The organism is Serinicoccus hydrothermalis, from assembly GCF_001685415.1.
GTDB lineage: Bacteria > Actinomycetota > Actinomycetes > Actinomycetales > Dermatophilaceae > Ornithinicoccus > Ornithinicoccus hydrothermalis.
On record NZ_CP014989.1, the window covers coordinates 566726 to 584938 of the forward strand.

General features: G+C 72.3%; 11 protein-coding genes and 1 riboswitch. Of the genes, 4 read left to right on the top strand and 7 right to left on the bottom strand.

What is annotated here, in order from left to right:
- Positions 1–83 precede the first annotated feature (83 nt).
- The 4 genes from SGUI_RS02685 to SGUI_RS02700 all read right to left on the bottom strand — a co-directional run bounded on the left by SGUI_RS02685 (position 84) and on the right by SGUI_RS02700 (position 6658).
- A complete protein-coding gene (locus SGUI_RS02685) occupies positions 84–1895 on the bottom strand; it encodes an assimilatory sulfite reductase (NADPH) flavoprotein subunit (protein WP_066635897.1) in 1812 nt (603 codons plus the stop codon).
- Position 1896: 1 nt separating this feature from the next.
- Positions 1897–2637, bottom strand: a complete 741-nt coding sequence (locus SGUI_RS02690) for a phosphoadenylyl-sulfate reductase (RefSeq protein WP_066635900.1) — start codon at positions 2635–2637, stop codon at positions 1897–1899.
- Positions 2638–2656: 19 nt separating this feature from the next.
- The gene (gene cysI, locus SGUI_RS02695; protein WP_066635902.1) at positions 2657–4372 is read right to left on the bottom strand and encodes an assimilatory sulfite reductase (NADPH) hemoprotein subunit; all 1716 of its coding nucleotides are present in this window, start codon (positions 4370–4372) and stop codon (positions 2657–2659) included.
- Positions 4373–4588: 216 nt separating this feature from the next.
- On the bottom strand, positions 4589–6658 hold the full coding sequence (locus tag SGUI_RS02700) for an NAD(+) synthase (RefSeq protein ID WP_066635904.1): 2070 nt from the start codon (positions 6656–6658) through the stop codon (positions 4589–4591).
- A 90-nt stretch (positions 6659–6748) separates the two neighbouring features.
- Positions 6749–6988, top strand: a riboswitch (cobalamin riboswitch).
- 124 nt (positions 6989–7112) lie between these two features.
- Here SGUI_RS02700 and SGUI_RS02705 point away from each other — a divergent pair.
- The 3 genes from SGUI_RS02705 to SGUI_RS02715 are packed head-to-tail and all read left to right on the top strand — an operon-like array spanning position 7113 to position 11208.
- A complete protein-coding gene (locus SGUI_RS02705) occupies positions 7113–9719 on the top strand; it encodes a ribonucleoside-diphosphate reductase subunit alpha (protein ID WP_066635907.1) in 2607 nt (868 codons plus the stop codon).
- Between the two features lie 37 nt (positions 9720–9756).
- Positions 9757–10773: a ribonucleotide-diphosphate reductase subunit beta gene (locus tag SGUI_RS02710; RefSeq protein ID WP_066635910.1), complete on the top strand. Its 1017-nt coding sequence runs from the start codon at positions 9757–9759 to the stop codon at positions 10771–10773.
- Between the two features lie 9 nt (positions 10774–10782).
- The gene (locus SGUI_RS02715) at positions 10783–11208 is read left to right on the top strand and encodes a hypothetical protein (RefSeq protein ID WP_066635913.1); all 426 of its coding nucleotides are present in this window, start codon (positions 10783–10785) and stop codon (positions 11206–11208) included.
- On the opposite strand, the gene SGUI_RS02720 is transcribed toward SGUI_RS02715, so the two are convergent.
- Positions 11192–13207: a DUF6541 family protein gene (locus SGUI_RS02720; RefSeq protein WP_066635916.1), complete on the bottom strand. Its 2016-nt coding sequence runs from the start codon at positions 13205–13207 to the stop codon at positions 11192–11194. The genes SGUI_RS02715 and SGUI_RS02720 overlap by 17 nt on opposite strands.
- A gap of 10 nt (positions 13208–13217) precedes the next feature.
- Entirely contained in the window at positions 13218–14552 is a 1335-nt protein-coding gene (locus SGUI_RS02725) for a nucleotide sugar dehydrogenase (RefSeq protein ID WP_066635918.1), read from the bottom strand.
- Positions 14553–14669: 117 nt separating this feature from the next.
- On the opposite strand from SGUI_RS02725, the gene SGUI_RS02730 reads away from it, so the two are divergent.
- Positions 14670–15614: an alpha/beta hydrolase gene (locus SGUI_RS02730; protein ID WP_066635920.1), complete on the top strand. Its 945-nt coding sequence runs from the start codon at positions 14670–14672 to the stop codon at positions 15612–15614.
- 173 nt (positions 15615–15787) lie between these two features.
- Here SGUI_RS02730 and SGUI_RS16950 read toward each other — a convergent pair whose 3' ends face one another.
- Positions 15788–18166 carry a glycosyltransferase gene (locus SGUI_RS16950; protein WP_083190446.1) on the bottom strand — a complete coding sequence of 793 codons (2379 nt, stop codon included), beginning with the start codon at positions 18164–18166 and terminating at the stop codon, positions 15788–15790.
- Positions 18167–18213: the final 47 nt, after the last annotated feature.

The following is an 18213-nucleotide window of genomic DNA, read 5'->3' on the forward strand; positions in this document are numbered from 1 at the left end:
TCTGGGGTTGGAGGGGTGCGCACGGACCCGCGAGCGCCGGCGGCCGACGGCCGGAACCAGGACCGGCGAGGACGGGGCCTGACTCAGTAGACGTCGCGCTGGTAGCGCCGGTCGTCGCGCAGCGCGGACAGGTAGTCCTCGGCCGCCTCGGCGTCCATCCGCCCGTGCTCGGCGACCACCTCGACCAGCGCCGCGTGCACGTCCTTGGCCATGCGGTTGGCATCGCCGCAGACGTAGACGTGCGCCCCGCGCTCGAGCCAGTCGAAGACCTCGGCGCCGTGCTGGGTGATCCGGTGCTGGACATACACCTTCTCCGCCTGGTCCCGGCTGAAGGCGACGTCCATCCGGGTCAGCAGCCCCGACTTCAAGTAGGCCTGCATCTCGACCTGGTAGAGGAAGTCCTGGGTGAAGTGCGGGTTGCCGAAGAGCAGCCAGTTGTCACCGTCGGCCCCCTGCGCCTCGCGCTCCTGCAGGAAGGCACGGAAGGGCGCGATGCCCGTCCCGGGGCCGATCATGATCGTCGGCACGCCGGGGTCGGGCGGCAGCCGGAAGTGGTCCCCCGGCTCGACGTAGACCCGCACCTCGTCGCCCTCCTGGGCACGCCGGACGTGGCCCGAGCACCCGCCGAGGTGGGCGCGGCCGAAGCCGTGCCACTCGACGACGCCGACGGTGAGGTGCACCTCGTCCTCCACCTCGCTCTGGCTGGAGGCGATGGAGTAGAGCCGCGGCTGCATCTTGCGCAGCGAGTCGACGAGCTGCTGCCCGGTGATCCGCGCGGGGTGCTCGTGCACGACGTCGTAGATCTGCCGCTCCTCGAGGAAGGCGCGCAGGGCCGGCTTGTCCTCGACCAGCTCGGCCAGCGCCTCGACCGGCTCGGCCGCGGCACCGACGTACTTCTCGACGAAGCCGGGGTAGGACTGGGTGAGCTCCAGGTCCTCGGTCAGGGCGGCGCGCAGCGTCTTGGTCTGCTCCCCGAGGGTGACCTCCGCTCCCCCGTCGAGGCCGAGTGCGTCCAGCATGGCCTGGACCGCCTCGGCGTCGTTGTGGAAGAAGACGCCGAGCGAGTCGCCGGGCCGGTAGGTCAGCCCGGAGCCCTCGAGCGAGATCTCCACGTGCCGGACGTCCTTGGAGCTGTCCCGGCCGGTGATCTTCTGCACCTCGGAGATCTCCGCGGTGAACGGGTTCCGCTTGGAGTATGCCGTCGGCGCGGCCGCCGAGAGTCCCGGCAGCTGCACGACGGTGCCCCCGGCGGGGCTCACGGCGTTGAGCTCGGGCTCGAAGACGTCGAGCGTGGACTCCACCCACCCGGGGACCTGGTCCTCGTAGTCGACGTCCAGCAGGAGGCGGTCGGCGACGACGCTCGCGCCGAGCGCGCGCAGCCGGTCCTCGAAGTCGACGGCGGCCTGGCAGTAGAACTCGTAGCTGGAGTCCCCGAGGCCGAGGACGCTCACCTGCGTGCCGGTGAGGTCGGGCGCCTTCTTCGAGGCGAGGAAGGCGTGAAGCTTCTCCGCGCTCTCGGGCGGGTCGCCCTCGCCGTGGGTGGAGACGACGACGGTGAGGAACTTCTCGTGCTTGAGCTGGGTGGGCTTGAGGTCGGCCATGTCGGTCAGCGCGACGGTGAGGCCGCGGGCCGAAGCGGCCGAGGCCAGCTCGCCGGCGACGTGCTTGGCGTTGCCGGTCTGCGAGCCGTAGAGCACGGTCAGGGTGGCCGGCTCCGCCGCGGCCGCCGGGGCGGCGCCGGCCGGCGCTCCCGCCTCCGCGCTGCCGGCGAGGTAGCCGCTGAGCCACACCTTCTGCATCGGCGTCAGCGAGGCCGCCAGCTCGAAGAACTTCTGGTGCTGGTCCGGCGAGAGCGGGCTGGTGCCCTGGGACAGGTCGGTGCTGGTGATCGTCATGTCAGCCCTGCTCCACGTGCAGGCCGCACTCCCGGACGAGCCCGAAGAAGCGGGTGCTCTCCTCGCTGAGCTCGTCCGTGGCCCGGCGCGTCGTGTGCGTGTCGCCGATGCTCAGGTAGCCCTCGTGGAAGAGCGGGTGGTAGGGCAGGTCGTGCTCGGTGAGGTAGCGGTGCACGTCGCGGCTGCTCCAGTCGACGATGGGGTGCACCTTGGCCCGGCCGTTCTGCAGCTCGACCACCTCGCGGTCGGCCCGGCCGTCGGACTGCTCGCGGCGCAGCCCGCTGAACCACGTGCTGATCCCGAGATCCGTCATGGCCCGCTGCATCGGCTCGACCTTGTTCATGCGGTTGTACTCGGTGATGCCGTCCACGCCCTGCTCCCAGAGCCGGCCGAACCTCGCCTCCTGCCACGCTGCGGACATCTCGGGGCGGTAGACGTGCAGGTTGAGTCCCAGCCGCTCGGTCAGCTCGTCCACGAAGCGGTAGGTCTCCGGGAAGAGGTAACCGGTGTCGAAGAGTAGGACCGGGATGTCCGGGACCGCACGCGTCACCAGGTGCAGCATGACGGCGGACTGGACCCCGAAGCTTGAGGTGACGGCATACCCACCGGGCAGACGCTCCATCGCCCAGGCGACGCGCTCCTGCGCGCTGCGCCCGTCGAGCCACGCGCTCGCCGCGCCCAGGTCGTGCGGCATGAGCGGGGTCGGGGTGCAGCAGTCGTCGTTCCTGGCCAGAGCCGTCATGATTCGTCCTCTCGGCTGGTCATGCATGGAAGTCGGTGCGGGAGATCTTGACCTCGGCCACGACCCCGGTGCGGATGAGGAAGTCGCCGAAGCCCTCGCCCTCCTCGCGCCCGGAGACCCACAACCCGATGAGGTGGTCGAGCTCCTCGAGGATGACCTCGGGGCTGACGTTCTCGCGGTAGAGCTTGGGCACCCGGGTCCCGATCCGGTCGCCCCCGAGGTGCAGGTTGTACTTCCCCGGGCCCTTGCCGACGAGGCCGACCTCGGCGAGCATCGCCCGGGAGCACCCGTTGGGGCAGCCGGACACCCGGAGCACGATGTGGTCATCGGGTATGCCGTGGCCCGCCAGGAGCTGCTCCACCTGCTCGACGAAGCCGGGCAGGAAGCGCTCGGACTCGGCCATCGCCAGCGGGCAGGTGGGGAAGGACACGCACGCCATCGAGTTGCGCAGCTGCGGCGTCGTCGTGTCGTCGACGAGGCCGTGCTCGCGGGCGAGCCGGTCGATGACCCGCTTCTGCCGCGGGGGGACGCCGGCGATGACGAGGTTCTGGTTCGCGGTGAGCCGGAAGTCGCCCTGGTGGACCTCGGCGATCTTGCGCAGGCCGGTCTTGATCGGCGCCTCGGGCCGGTCCTTGATCCGGCCGTTGAGGATGAAGACCGTGAGGTGCCAGTTGCCGTCGTGGCCCTTGACCCAGCCGAAGCGGTCGCCGCGAGAGGTGAACTCGTAGGGCCGGGAGGGCTCGAAGGTGACGCCGGCGCGGCGCTCCACCTCGGCCTTGAAGACGTCGGTGCCGACCCGGTCCAGGGTGTACTTCGTCTTGGCGTTCTTGCGGTCGACCCGGTTGCCCCAGTCCCGCTGCACGGTGACGACGTGCTCGGCGACGGCGAGGGTGTGCTCCAGGGGGACGAAGCCGAAGTCGTCGGCCCGGCGCGGGTAGGTCGCGGTGTCGCCGTGGGTCATCGCCAGGCCGCCGCCGACGAGGACGTTCCACCCCACGAGCTCGCCGTCCTCGACGATCCCCACGAAGTTGAGGTCGTTGGCGTGCACGTCGACCTCGTTGTTGGGCGGCAGCGAGACCGTGGTCTTGAACTTGCGGGGCAGGTAGGTGCTGCCCAGGATCGGCTCCTGCGTGCTCTTGGCCTTCTCGCCGTCGAGGAAGATCTCGACGTAGGCCCGGGTCCGCGGCAGCAGGTGCTCGCTGATCCGGGTGGACCACTCGTAGACCTCGGCGTGCAGCTGGGACTCCAGCGGGTTGCTGGTGCAGAGCACGTTGCGGTTGACGTCGCCGGCGGTCGCGATGGAGTCGATGCCCGCGGCGTTGATCGCCTGGTGGGTGTCCTTGATGTCCGGCTTGAGCACCCCGTGGTACTGGAACGTCTGCCGGGTCGTGAGCCGCACCGAGCCGTACATCGTGTGCTGCTCGGCCCAGTCCTCGACGACGAGCCACTGCTCGGGGGTGATGACGCCGCCGGGCATCCGCGCGCGGAGCATGACGTTGATGAGCGGCTCGAGCTTCTGCTGGGAGCGCTCGGAGCGCAGGTCGCGGTCGTCCTGCTGGTACATCCCGTGGAAGCGGATGAGCTGGAAGTTGTCCGGCCCGAAGCCCCCGGTGATCTGGTCGCGCAGGTCCTCCTCGATCGTCCCGCGCAGGAAGTTGCTCTCGCGCTTGAGACGCTCGTTGTCGGACAACGGCCCGTCGACGATCAGCGGGGCGTCCTGCTGGCTCTGCGTCATCTGGTGCGGCTTTCCGTCCGGTCACAAGGGTGAGCAGGCACCCACGTCGGTGTGCCTGCTCATCGGTAAGCAAGGATTATGCCTAACCTTATTCCCTGGCATGGTTGATGCGTCAAACCGGCGCGCCCGTCCGGCGTGGCTTCGGGCGTCCTGCCCGCCGGCCGCACGGTATGCGGGCGCGACCGGCCCGGAGGAGGGATCCTCCTGCGCGGGTGGTCAGCCGAGGGGGACGTTGCGCTCCAGCTCGGCCAGCCAGACCCGGGCGTTGGCGTCGGAGGGTGCGCGCCAGTCCCCGCGCGGCGAGAGCGCGCCGGCGGAGGAGACCTTCGGGCCGTTGGGCAGCGCGGACCGCTTGAACTGGCTGAACGCGAAGAAGCGCTCGACGAAGAGGACCAGCCAGCGCCGGATGGTGGGCAGGTCGTAGGCGTGCCGCCCCTCCTCCGGGAACCCGGGGGGCCACGGGCCGTGCTCCACGTCCCGCCACGCGTGCCAGGCGAGGAAGGCGACCCGGCTGGGCGGCATACCGAAGCGGATGACGTGGTGCAGGGTGAAGTCCTGCAGCTCGTAGGGGCCGATCTTCTCCTGGGTGGACTGGACCTTGCCGTCCTCGCCGGCGGGCACGAGCTCGGGGGTGATCTCGGTGTCGAGGATCGAGGTGAGGACGCGGCCGGTCGCCTCGTCGAACATGCCCTCGCCGACCACCCAGCGGATGACGTGCTGGATGAGCGTCTTGGCCAGGCCGGAGTTGACGGTGTAGTGCGACATCTGGTCGCCGACGCCGTAGGTGCACCACCCCAGCGCCAGCTCGGACAGGTCACCGGTGCCGAGCACGATGCCGCCGCGCTGGTTGGCGGCGCGGAAGAGGAAGTCGGTGCGCAGCCCGGCCTGGACGTTCTCGAAGGTGACGTCGTAGACCGGCTCCCCGCCGGCGAACGGGTGGCCGAGGTCCTCGAGCATCTGCCGCGCCATGGGGCGGATGTCGATCTCCTCGAAGGTGACCCCCAGCGAGGCCGCGAGCTCGGTCGCGTTGTCCTTGGTGTGGTCGCTGGTCGCGAAGCCGGGCATCGTGAAGGCGAGGATGTCGCTGCGCGGCCGCCCGGCCCGGTCCATGGCGCGGGCCGCGACGATGAGGGCGTGGGTGGAGTCCAGCCCGCCGGAGACGCCGATGACGACCCGGGGGTCGCCGATGGCCGCCAGCCGCTGCGCCAGGGCAGTGACCTGGATGCTGAACGTCTCGTAGCAGTCCAGGGCCAGGTCGTCCGGGTCGTCCGGCACGAAGGGGAAGCGGTCGACGGTGCGCCGCAGCCCGATGTCGGTATGCGGCGGGTCGAGCACGAGGTCGACGGTGCGGAAGCGGGTGACCCGGTCCCCGAGCGCGCGCGCGTTGTCGTCGAAGCTGCCGTTGCGCGCCCGGTCGGCGCGGATCCGCAGGAGGTCGACGTCGGCGACGCTGCGGTGCGCCCCCTGGCCGAAGCGCTCGGACTCCACGAGCAGCCGGCCCAGCTCGTGCACCATCGTCTGCCCGTCCCAGGACAGGTCGGTCGAGGACTCCCCCTCCCCTGCCGCCGCGTAGGCGTAGGCGCAGAGCAGCCGCGAGCTGGCCTGCGCCGCCAGGGCGTGCCGCTCGGCGGACTTGCCGACGGTGATGGGGCTGCCGGAGAGGTTGACGACGACGGTCGCCCCGGCGAGCGCGGCCTCCGAGGAGGGCGCGACGGGCACCCAGAGGTCCTCGCAGACCTCGGCGTGCAGGACCAGCCCCGGCACGTCCACCGCCCGGAAGAGCAGGTCCGGGCCGAAGGGCACCTCCACGTGATCCGTGTCGGCGTGGCTCGTGCGCGGCAGCCGGATGGTCTGGCCGTCGGTCCCCGCACCGGCGGCGAAGTGACGCTTCTCGTAGAACTCTCGGTAGTTCGGGAGGTAGGACTTCGGGGCCACCCCGAGGATCCGGCCGCGGTGGACGACGACGGCGCAGTTGTAGAGCCGGTTGCGGTGCCGCAGCGGCGCCCCGACCACTACGACCGGCAGCAGGTCGGCGGTGCCCTCCACCAGCTCCCAGAGCGCCTCCACGCAGCCGTCCAGCAGTGCGTCCTGCAGCAGCAGGTCGTCGATGGCGTAGCCGGACAGGCCGAGCTCGGGGAGGACGGCGACCGCGACGCCGTCCTCGTGGCACTCCCGGACCACCTCGAGGGTGTGTCGGGCGTTCGCGCCAGGGTCGGCGATCTCGACCGGCAGGGTGCAGCTGGCGATGCGGGCGAAGCCCTGGTCGTAGGCGCTGTAGAACTCCACGGGGCCAGTCTGTCAGGCCCGGGGCGGGCCGTCGCTGCCCATCGCCGAAGACACAAGATGTAGGGGTTACATCCGTGTGGTTTTCGTGTATATAGTGTCTCCTGCAGCTGGTTCGACCAGGGCGACCGGGACACTCCGGAGGCTCTGGTCGTCGCAAGAGGGAACCCGGTGAGAACCCGGGACTGCCCCGCAGCGGTGAACGGGAACGACCGTCGCATCAGGCACTGCGCCCTTGTCGGGGCGTGGGAAGCCGCGACCAGTAGGAACCGGGAGGCGAGAGCCCACCGAACGCCCGTGAGTCCGAAGACCTGCCAGTGCACGGGCGCCCCGATGGTGCCCGTGGCTCGCGACCGCGAGGGACGGTCTGGGGCTGGACGCGGCATACCCGCGACCCCCTCGCCTCCCCTGCGTGACCCGAGCGCGTCGCAGCAGTCGAGTTCACGAGGGGTGAACGATGAGCATTGGTGTCATCAAGCGCGACGGGACCCGCGCGGAGTACGACGGGTCCGAGATCGCCCGGTCCATCGAGGCGGCGGCGCGGGGTCTGGACGACGCCGTGGTGCGCGCCACCCAGCTGCAGTCCGAGCTGGAGATCACCCTCTTCGACGGGATCACCAGCGAGCAGCTGGACGAGGCCGTCATCCAGGTGGCCCTGCAGAACGTCAAGGACGACCCCGCCTTCGACACCATCGCCTCGCGCCTGCTGGTGAAGACGATGTACAAGGCCGTCTTCGGCGACACCCGCGACCTGCTCGGCGAGGACGACCCCGAGGTCATCGCCGCCAAGCACCGCCAGTACTTCCCCGGCGTGGTCGCCCGGGGCGTGCGCACGGGCCTGCTCGACCCGCGGCTGACCGAGCTCTTCGACCTCGAGGTGCTGGCCGACGCGCTCGACCCCTCGCGCGACGACCTGCTGCGCTACATCGGCGCGCAGACGCTGCGCACGCGGTATGCCCTCAACGACTCCGACCGGGCGAAGACCGTGCTGGAGACGCCGCAGTTCTTCTGGATGCGCGTCTCGATGGGCCTGGCCCTCAACGAGGCCGACCCCACGACCGCCGCGCTGCAGTTCTACGACGCCATGTCCCGCCTGGAGTACCTCGCGGCCGGGTCCACGCTGGTCAACGCGGGCACCGCCTACAGCCAGCTCTCCAACTGCTTCGTCATGCAGATGGAGGACGACATCGAGCACATCGCCAAGAGCGTGCGCGACGTCATGTGGCTCACCAAGGGCACCGGCGGCATCGGTCTGTCGGTCTCCAAGCTGCGCTGCGAGGGCAGCCCGATCCGGTCCAACAACACCACCTCGACCGGCCCGATCCCCTTCATGCACACCATCGACTCCACGCTGCGCGCGGTGAGCCGCGGCGGCAAGAAGTTCGGCGCCCTGTGCTTCTACATGGAGAACTGGCACCTGGACTTCCCGGCCCTCCTCGACCTGCGCCAGAACTCCGGCGACCCCTACCGCCGCACCCGCACCGCCAACACCGCGGTGTGGTTGAGCGACGAGTTCATGAAGCGCGTCGCGGCCGACGACGAGTGGTTCCTCTTCGACCCGCTGGAGACCCCCGACCTGGTCGAGGCCACCGGCGCGGACTTCTCCGCCCGGTATGCCGGTTACGTCGCCCAGGCCAAGGCCGGCCGGCTGCGGCACAAGAAGCTGCGTGCGCGGGAGCAGTGGAAGGCCATCCTCATCTCGCTGCAGACCACCAGCCACCCCTGGCTGACCTGGAAGGACTCGATCAACACCCGGGCGCTCAACAACAACACCGGGACGATCCACTCCTCCAACCTGTGCACCGAGATCACGCTGCCGCAGGACCGCGACAACGTCTCGGTCTGCAACCTGGCCTCGATCAACCTCTCCCGCCACGTCCACGGCCGGCACAGCACCGGCGAGGTGACCATCGACTGGGACCGCCTGGCCCACTCGGCCCGGCTGGCCGTGCGGCAGCTGGACAACCTCATCGACATCACCATCAGCTCGGTGCCCGAGTCCGAGCGCTCCAACGAGCTCAACCGGGCGCTCGGCCTGGGTGTCATGGGCTTCACCGACCTGGTCGAGCGCTTCGGCCTGTCCTACGAGTCGACCGAGGCCTACGACCTCATCGACCGGATGGTGGAGTTCGTCTCCTGGCACGCCATCGACGCCAGCGCCGACCTGGCCCGCGAGCGCGGCGCATACCCCAACTTCGAGGGGTCGCGCTGGAGCGAGGGCATGGTGCCCGTCGACACCATCGAGCTCATGGAGGCCGACCGTGGCCTGACCGTCGAGGTCGACCGCGGCAGCGCCATGGACTGGGACGTGCTGCGCGAGAAGGTCCGGGGCGGGATGCGCAACTCCACCCTCATGGCCATCGCGCCGACCGCCTCCATCGGCCTGGTCGCCGGCACTACGCCGGGGCTGGACCCGCAGTTCAGCCAGATCTTCAGCCGGGCCACCAGCGCCGGCAAGTTCCTCGAGGTCAACCGCAACCTCGTCGAGGACCTGCGCAAGCTGGGCCTGTGGGAGCAGGTGCGCGAGGACCTGCTGCGGCACCAGGGCGACCTGTCCAAGGTGGAGGGGGTGCCGGCCGAGCTCACCGAGATCTACCGCACCAGCTTCCAGCTCTCGCCCTACGCCTTCCTGCACGTGGCCGCCCGCGCGCAGAAGTGGATCGACCAGGCGATCAGCCGCAACATCTACCTCGCGAGCCGCGACGTCGGCTCGATGCAGGAGCTCTACTCCGCGGCCTGGCGGATGGGTGTCAAGACGACCTACTACCTGCACATGATGCCGCGGCACACCGCGGAGCAGTCGACGGTCAAGGTCAACAAGGCGGCCCAGCCCACCTCGAACGGCGGTGGCGGTGCCCGACGCGGCTTCGGCGCCAGCGGCGGCGGCAGCGCGCCCGCCCGCTCGGGCTTCGGCGCGGCCGCCCGCCCCTCGGCGACCCCGACCCCGGCCCCCGTCGCCGAGGCGCCGCCGCAGGTCGAGCAGCTGCCCGTCGTCGACGAGGTCGACGGCCAGCAGTGCCCGATCGACCCGATGGAGCGCCTGCAGTGCGACTCCTGCCAGTGACCACCCGCCGACCAGACCTCCCGGAGGAGACGACCCCATGACCGACACCCTCGACACGACCACCACCGGCAACGGCATCCTTGGCACCGGCATCCGCGAGGGCCTGCTGCTCAAGCCCGTCACCTACCCGTGGGCCATGGAGCTCTACGACCAGGCCGTCGCCAACACCTGGTTCCCCAACGAGGTGCAGCTGGGCGAGGACCTCGGCGACTTCGAGCGGATGAGCGAGGACGAGCGGCACGCGCTCACCTTCCTCATGAGCTACTTCAACCCCAACGAGCTGCTGGTCAACAAGGCGCTGGCCTTCGGCGTCTACCCCTACGTCAACGCGGCCGAGTGCCACCTCTACCTCGCCAAGCAGATGTGGGAGGAGGCCAACCACTGCATGAGCTTCGAGTACGTGCTGGAGACCTTCCCCATCGACCGGGAGGCGGCATACAACTCGCACGTCGAGGTGGCGTCCATGGCGGCGAAGGAGGAGTTCGAGGTTCGCTTCATCAAGCGGATGACCGAGCAGACGCTGGACATCTCCACGACCGAGGGCAAGCAGGACTTCGTCCGCAACCTGGTCGCCTACAACGTCATCCTCGAGGGCATCTGGTTCTACTCCGGCTTCATGGTGGCGCTGAGCTTCCGGCAGCGCAACCTGCTGCGCAACTTCGGGTCCCTCATCGACTGGATCGTCCGCGACGAGAGCCTGCACCTGAAGTTCGGCATCAACCTCATCCTCACCGTGCTCGAGGAGAACCCGGACGTCGCGACGCCGGAGTTCGCCGACGAGATCCGCGGGATGATCCTGCACGCGGTGGAGATGGAGGAGGCCTACAACCGGGACATGCTGCCCCACGGCATCCTCGGGCTCAACGCCGACTACATCAACACCTACGTCCGCTACCTCGCGGACCGGCGGCTGGAGGAGCTGGGCTTCGAGCCGGAGTACGGCGTCGCCAACCCGGCCAAGTGGATGGCCGCGGCCAACGACACCCTGCAGCTGGTCAACTTCTTCGAGTCGATCAACACCTCCTACGAGGTCAACACCCGCGCCGACTCCTGAGGAGCGGGGATGTCCTGCGTCACCTTCCTCACCGACGAGCAGCGCCGGCGGCTGCACCTGGCGGCGCTGGACGGCACGCCGGTGTCCACCTTCCGCTCGCCGGAGGTGACCGGGTCGACGCTGCGGCGTCTCCGTGCGCTGGCCCAGGACCCCCGACCGGGGATCCGGGCCAGCGCGGCGGCGCACCGGCACGCCCCGGCCGACCTGCTGCACACCCTCGCGGACGACGAGGACACCCGGGTCCGGGTCGCTCTGGCGCGCAACGCCTGGGCCGGCCCGGACCTGCTGGACCGGCTCGCCGGGGACGCTGCCGCGGCGGTGCGCCAGTGGGTGGCGGTGCACCCGGCCGCGCCGGCGCAGGCGCGGAAGAGGTTGGCGCAGGACGAGGACCCGCAGGTGCGTGCGGTCCTCGCCATGGTCACGAGCAGCCGGTGAACTCCCAGAGGGAGGCGTGCCCGCCCTCGTCGACCAGCGTCCAGGCGTCCGCCCCGGCGTCGCCGCCGCTGCCCTTCCCGCCCGCCGGGTCCAGCAGGTAGAGGCCCTGCGTGCCGGCCTCGTACTTCGCGTTGAGCTCGTCGTAGTAGCTGAGCGAGTCGGCATACACGTGCGTGACACCGAGCTCGCGCACCGCCTCGCAGACGGTCGGGTCGGTCGCCCACTGGTCGAAGCGGTCCTCGAGGACCGCCCGCGCGGGGCTGTCCGGGATGGGGCTGAGCTGGGGGAAGACGACGTCGACCCCCGCGCGGTGCAGCAGGTAGGGCGAGCCCGCGACCGGTTCGCCGAGGACGACGGCGTCGTCGGGCAGGGTGTCGGCGGCCCGGTCGATCATCGCGATCTCCTCCGGCTCCAGCATCGTGCCCCAGGCGATGGGGTAGGTCGTGTAGGTCGAGGCCATGACCTGGACCTGGCTGGTCCATCGCAGCCCCGAGGTGAGGACGACGAGGGCCAGCACGAACCCGGCGGCGACCCACTCCACCCGCACCTGCAGGACCCGCGTCAGCCGGCCGCAGAGCCACCCGCCGGCGCCGGCCGCGAGCATGATCGCGGGGACGAGCACGAGCTGGTTGATCCGGGAGGCCTGCGTGTACCAGAAGCCGGCCAGCACGCGCAGCGGCTGCTCCGGCGGTCCGGCCGCCAGGAGCGTGAGGACCACGGCGGCGACGAGGGAGACGACCAGCCAGCGGGCGTGCCGCCACCGCAGCGTGAGCGCGATCCCCAACCAGACGAGCAGCGTGACGACGAGGTTGACCGAGGTGATCTTGTAGACGTAGACGAGCGGGTGGTCGATCGCCAGGGAGCCCAGGCCCGGCAGGTAGCTGTCCTGACCGCCGCGCTGGTAGTCCATGATCGCGAGGACCGGGGGGAAGGTGAGCAGGAAGGCGGCGACGGCCAGCACCCCGACCGCGCCGCCGACGCCCACGCCGATCGCGGCGGCCCGGCGGCCCAGGCGGAACTGCCGCCGCAGCTGGCGCGCGAGCAGCACGCTGAGCAGCGGCAGCGCCAGCAGCGCGAGGGAGAAGAGGCCGGAGGCGTGCGCGAGCACCACCCCGGCCACCGCCCAGGCCAGGCCCAACGCGAGCGAGAGGTGCATCCGCCAGGTCAGGACGCCCCGCAGGCTGGCGATGAGCAGCGCGATGGTGCCCGGCAGGCAGGCGGTGGACAGCGCGAACGGCCACACCGCGAGCATGGAGACGGCGATCGCCGGGAAGGTCACGAAGGTCGCGGCGAGCACGGGGACCAGGACGGTCGGCAGGGCCCGGGCCGGCCAGACCACCCGGGCGAGCGCCACCAGGCCGGCGATCCAGACCACGGAGCCGAGCACCACCGAAGAGGCGTTGGCGGCCTCGGTGACGCCCGCGAAGCCCGGCGCGATGGCGACGAGCGAGTGCCACACGGCGGGGTAGAAGGGTGCGGCCTGGTCGGCATACATCGGGGAGAGACCGCCGAGCGAGCTGGCGTCGCCGCTCTCCCGCACGAACCACAGCGAGTTGAGGTGGAAGACGGCGTCCCACGCCTGGGGCGGCTGGTCCGCGCGCCCCATGCCAGTCATCATCGTCGCGGCCAGGGTCCCACCGCCGAGCGACCAGGTGAGGGCGAGCCAGCCGCGCTCGGAGGGACGCAGCGCGCGCTCCCCCGCGACCGTGACGCCCCTCGGGTCACGGATCGTGCCGAGGGCGGCACCGACGAGGCCGGCGGCGACGACGGCGAGCAGGGCGCCCAGGCCGAAGGTCAGCAGCCGCCACGGCACCCCGAGCAGGGCGTAGCCGATGGCGAGCACCCCGGCGAGCCCGGTGGTCACCGCCGGGGCGGCGCCGAGCGCCAGCAGGCCGCGGGCACCCAGGGCGCGCAGCACGGCATACCCCGGGAGGACCCAGAGGGCCGCCAGGGCGAGGATCCCGGGCGCCACGGCCGCCCAGCCGACGCCCTCGCTCATGCTCCGTGCCTCATGCGGTGACCGGCTCGCCCCCGCCGATGGTCAGCCGGGGGACCCCGGTGAAGCGGTCGGGGTCGGTGACGCGGCGGCCGTCGAGGAGCAGCCGCAGCCCGGGCAGGTCGGCGGCGGACAGGGTGGCGTACTCGGGGTGGTCGGCCTGCACGATCGCCACGTCGACCGGCTCGCCGGGCTCGCCCGGGGCCCAGGCGTAGGGCTCCCAGCCGTAGGCGGACAGCTCCTGCGCGGTGTACATCGGGTCGTGCACGAGCACCTGCGCGCCGCGGGTGCGCAGCGCCTCGACGGTGGCGAAGACCCCGGAGAAGGCGGTCTCCTTGACCCGGCCGCGGTAGGACGCGCCGAGGACGAGCACGCGCAGGCCCTCGAGCCGGCCGAGCAGGGACTCGGCCCGGGCGACGGCATACTCCGGCATGGCGGCGTTGGCCTCGCGTGCGGTGCGCACGACGGTGGCCTCGGCGTCGGTCGAGAGGTAGAGCCGCGGGTAGACGGGGATGCAGTGGCCGCCGACCGCGATGCCGGGCTGGTGGATGTGGCTGTAGGGCTGGGAGTTGCAGGCCGCGATGACCCGGTGCACGTCGATGCCGACGCTGTCGGCGAAGCGGGCGAACTGGTTGGCCAGGCCGATGTTGACGTCGCGGTAGGTCGTCTCGGCGAGCTTGGCCATCTCGGCCGCCTCGGCGCTGCCCATGTCCCACACGCCGTTGGGCCGCGGGAGGTCGTCGCGCCGGTCGAAGTCGAGCACCGCCTCGTAGTACGCGACGGCTCGTCGCGTGCCTTCCACGGTGAGGCCGCCGACCAGCTTGGGGTAGCGCCGCAGGTCGGCGAGGACGCGGCCGGTGAGGACGCGCTCGGGGCTGAAGACGAGGTGGAAGCCGTGGTCGCCCCCCTCGCGCAGCCCGGAGATCTCCTCGATCATGGGCTTCCAGCGGCCACGCGTCGTGCCGACCGGGAGGGTGGTCTCGTAGGAGACAAGCGTGCCGGGGGTGAGGTGCTGGGCCAGGCTCTGGGTCGCCGCGTCCATCCAGCCGAAGTCGGGGGCGCCGGTGACCTCGTCGACGAAGAGGGGCACGACCACGATGACCGCGTCGGCGCCCGGGACGCCCTCCGCGTAGTCCGTCGTCGCCCGGAGCCGGCCGGCCGGCACCAGCTCGGCGAGCTTGTCCGCGAGGTGCGCCTCCCCCGGGAAGGGCTCGTGGCCCTCGTTGATCGTCGCCACCGTCTGGGCGTTGACGTCGATCCCGACGACCTCGTGCGAGGGGTCGGCGTCGGCGAACTGCACCGCCAGCGGCAGCCCGATCTTGCCCATCGCGACAACGGCGATCTTCATCCGTGCTGTGTCCGTCCTGGTCGGCGATCCCTGCCGGGCCAGGATACGTGGGCGGGTGGACCCGGCGGTCCGGCTCCCCGGCGCGCCCGCGCCCGGTCGATCAGGGATCATCGGGGCATGTCCGACAGCACCTTCGTCCTGTCCACCCCCGACGGCAGCCAGGTCCACCTCACCACGTGGCTGCCCGAGGGCGCGCCTCGCGCCGTCGTCCTCGTCGCGCACGGCATGGTCGAGCACGCCGCGCGCTACGAGCACCTCGCGCGGCGCCTCCTCGACCACGGGTATGCCGTCTACGCGCCCGACCACCGGGGGCACGGGCATACCGTCAGCGGGCGGGGCGAGCGCGGGCTGCTCGGGCACATGGCGGACCAGGACGGCTTCGCCTCGGTCGTCGACGACCTGCTGGCGCTCACCGACCGGATCGAGGCCGACCTGCCTGGCGTGCCCGTCGTGCTGCTGGGGCACAGCATGGGCTCGTTCCTGGCCCGCGCCTACGCCGCGCGCTACGGCGACCGGCTCGCGGCGCTGATCCTGTCCGGCACCGCCGGCGCCCCGGGGGTGCTGGCGAACCTCGGCCTCGGCGTCGCCTCGCTCGAGGCGCGACTGCGCGGGCCGCGGGCCCCGAGCCACCTCATGACGACGCTGACGATGGGGCCCTACAACGCGCGCTTCCGCCCCAACCGGACCCGCTCCGACTGGCTCTCACGGGACACGGCGCAGGTCGACGCCTACGAGGCCGACCCGCTGTCCGGCGCGACCGCCAGCGCGGGCTTCTACCGCGACCTACTCACCGGGCTGCGCTGGGTGAGCCAGCGCTCGGTCGCCGCGCAGATGCCGAAGGAGCTGCCGGTGCACCTCGTCGCGGGCGAGGTCGACCCCGTGGGCGGAGAGGCCGGGACCGAGGAGGTCGCCGCACTGTTCCGCGACGTGGGCATGCAGGACGTCACGACGCGGATCTGGCCCGGCGCCCGCCACGAGGTGCTGCAGGAGGTCAACCGCGACGAGGTCGAGACCGAGCTCCTCGCCTGGCTCGACGCCCACGTCCCCACCTCCACCCCCTGACCCCCTCCTAACCGACCGGCCGCACGGTTTGTGTCGACCGGCCGCACGGTTTGTCGCGACCGGCCGCACGGTTTGCGTCCACCGACCGCACGACTTGCCTCGACCGACCGCGTGGCGCGGCCAGTCGGTGCAAAGTGCGCGGCCGGTCGGTGCAAAGTGCGCGGCCGGTCGGGTCAGGGGCGGGGTCGCCGGGAGGCGCGGAGGGAGGCGGGCATGAAGCGCAGCGGCGCCTCGGGGTCCAGGGCGTGCCGCCACGACGAGGGCAGCAGGGTGCGGGGGGTGCCGTGGCGCCGGCGGGCGCGGGCGAGCTCGACCAGGCGAGGCGCGGGGACGCCGGGGTCGAGCGCGGCGGCGAGCAGGTCGCGGTCGGCGAGGCTGAGCGGGGCCGCACACCCCGGCGCGGCCACGAGCACGCGGCGGGTCACCCGGGCCATCTCGGCCCGCTCCTGCGCCGTCCACCACCACGGGTCCGGCCGCCCGAGGATCGCGCCGAAGACCTGGATCCGCAGCACCTTCGTGCCCACCGCGCGCCGCTCCTGCTCGGTGAGCCGCGACATCCACGGCAGGTCCCAGAGGACGTCCGCCGTCTCCAGCTGCTCGCTGATCGGCCGCGGCCGGCCGGTGATCCGGTCGGGCGCGTCCTCGTGGATGAGGTATGCCGGGGCGCCGGTCGCGAGGATCACGCGGGCCTGGGCATACAGCGCGGTCATCATCGGCAGGTCCTCCCCCACCCTGGCCCCGGGGTGCAGCCGCGTGCCGGGCAGGCTGAGCGCGCCCCTGGAGATGAGGCCGAGCGGTGCGGAGCGGTAGCTGAGCCGGTCTCGCACCAGGTCCTGCGCCCGGGACGCGCCGCGGCGCGCGGAAGGGCCCACCCTGCTCGGGGGCGTCGGCACGCGGCGCCCGGACAGCTCCAGCCGCGGCAGCACGACGACGGGCTCGTCCGGGGCGGCGCCGTCGGCGGCGTCCAGCCAGCCGGCCAGCGCGCCGGGGGCCAGCGCGTCGTCGGAGCCCATGATCGCGACCCACGGGGCGGTGGCCGCGTCGATCCCGGCGTTGAACGGCCCGCTCGGGCTCGGTATGCCGTCGCGCACCTCCAGCACGCGGACGCGAGGGTCGTCCGCCTGGTCCCCGAGCTGCTCCCGGACCGTGCCGGCAGGCAGGTTGTGCGCGACGACGCTCACCCGCACGGCCAGGTCCGGCGAGCCGTCGAGCACCGAGCGCACGGCGCGTCCGACGTCGCGCTCCGTGCTGTGCACGGCGATGACGACGTCGACCTCCGGGTCAGCACCGCCCTTCTCCCCCACAGCCACCGCGGTGGCTCCGTGTCGCCGGGGCAGCACCTTGCCACCGCGGTCGGTGCGAGCGGCGCGGTCGGTGCGACTGGCGCGATCGGTGCGGGCAGCGCGGGTGGTGGCGAGGGCATACACCTCGTCGACCCGGTCGGCGTAGGCCTCGGCGCCGAAGCGCTCGCGCAGCGGCCGCGCCACGTCGTCGGCGGCGAGCGCGGCGGCGGCCGCCCAGACCCGCTCGACCGCGTCCGCCCAGTCCCCGGCGGGCGCGCCGGGCGGCACGAGCGCACCCGTCGGGGGCGCGACGAAGTCGCGTGGCCCCTCGACGTCGCCCACGACGACCGGGCGGCCGGACGCCAGCGCCTCCGCCGCCGCGAGGCAGAAGGTCTCGGCCCGCGTGGGCAGCAGGAGCAGGTCGGCACCCTCCAGCGCCGCCTGCACCTCTCCCGGCGGCAGCGACCCGGTCAGTCGGAGCGGCACCGCGTGCGCCCGCGCCTCGCGCTCGACCTCGTCCCGCAGGACGCCCTCCCCGACCCAGGTGAGCCGTGCCTCCACCCCGCGCCGGCGCAGCTCGGCCGCGGCGAGGACGGCCCGCACCGGGTCCTTGCGCGGGATGAGCCCCCCGACGGCCACGAGCTCGAGCGCACCACGCCCGCTCAGCGGCAGGTCGGGGTCGCGCCGGGGCGCCGGCTCGGTCGGGGCCGGGACGATGTTGGGCACGACGCGCACCGGCCCCCGCCGGAGCCGGCGGACCTCCCGCGCCAGGCCCTGCCCCACCACGGCGACGACGTCCGGGCGGGCGAGCAGCGGGCGCACCACCTGCCGCGCCGCCCGCAGCGTCCGCGACAGCGTGCCCGGCGCGGCGAGCCCGGACCAGTGCTCGGTATGCACCCAGGGCTGCGGCGGGCGACGCCCGGCGAACGGCAGCAGCGCCGAGACCGCCATCGTGTGGACCAGGTCGGCCCGGCCCTGCAGCTGCGCGACCCGCCGGGCGGCCCGGGCGACGTGGTCGGGTCGGCGCGGGTCCATGACGAGCTGCTCCACCGGGACCGAGGGCACCGGGTCCCCGGTCGCGACGTCAACGGGGAGCTCGACGGTGGTGGGCCCCCGCGACCCCGCCCGGTCGGCCAGCCGAGGCGCGACCAGGTGCAGCACGACGACCTGGTGCCGGCCCGCGATCGCCGCCACGTCGCGGGCGACGAAGACACCGGTCCCAGGTGACGCCGAGGTCGGCCACCACGTCGTCACCACCAGGACCCGCACCCGGCCACGCTATCGCGGCGCCTCCCGAGCAGCCTCTAGGCTGGCGG

Excerpts from the sequence above, each read along its gene's own strand:
- SGUI_RS02720 (WP_066635916.1), bottom strand. The coding sequence starts at position 13,207 with ATGAGCGAGGGCGTCGGCTGGGCGGCCGTGGCGCCCGGGATCCTCGCC.
- SGUI_RS02705 (WP_066635907.1), top strand. The coding sequence starts at position 7,113 with ATGAGCATTGGTGTCATCAAGCGCGACGGGACCCGCGCGGAGTACGAC.
- SGUI_RS02690 (WP_066635900.1), bottom strand. The coding sequence starts at position 2,637 with ATGACGGCTCTGGCCAGGAACGACGACTGCTGCACCCCGACCCCGCTC.
- SGUI_RS02725 (WP_066635918.1), bottom strand. The coding sequence starts at position 14,552 with ATGAAGATCGCCGTTGTCGCGATGGGCAAGATCGGGCTGCCGCTGGCG.
- SGUI_RS02730 (WP_066635920.1), top strand. The coding sequence starts at position 14,670 with ATGTCCGACAGCACCTTCGTCCTGTCCACCCCCGACGGCAGCCAGGTC.
- SGUI_RS02710 (WP_066635910.1), top strand. The coding sequence starts at position 9,757 with ATGACCGACACCCTCGACACGACCACCACCGGCAACGGCATCCTTGGC.
- SGUI_RS02715 (WP_066635913.1), top strand. The coding sequence starts at position 10,783 with ATGTCCTGCGTCACCTTCCTCACCGACGAGCAGCGCCGGCGGCTGCAC.
- cysI (WP_066635902.1), bottom strand. The coding sequence starts at position 4,372 with ATGACGCAGAGCCAGCAGGACGCCCCGCTGATCGTCGACGGGCCGTTG.
- SGUI_RS02685 (WP_066635897.1), bottom strand. The coding sequence starts at position 1,895 with ATGACGATCACCAGCACCGACCTGTCCCAGGGCACCAGCCCGCTCTCG.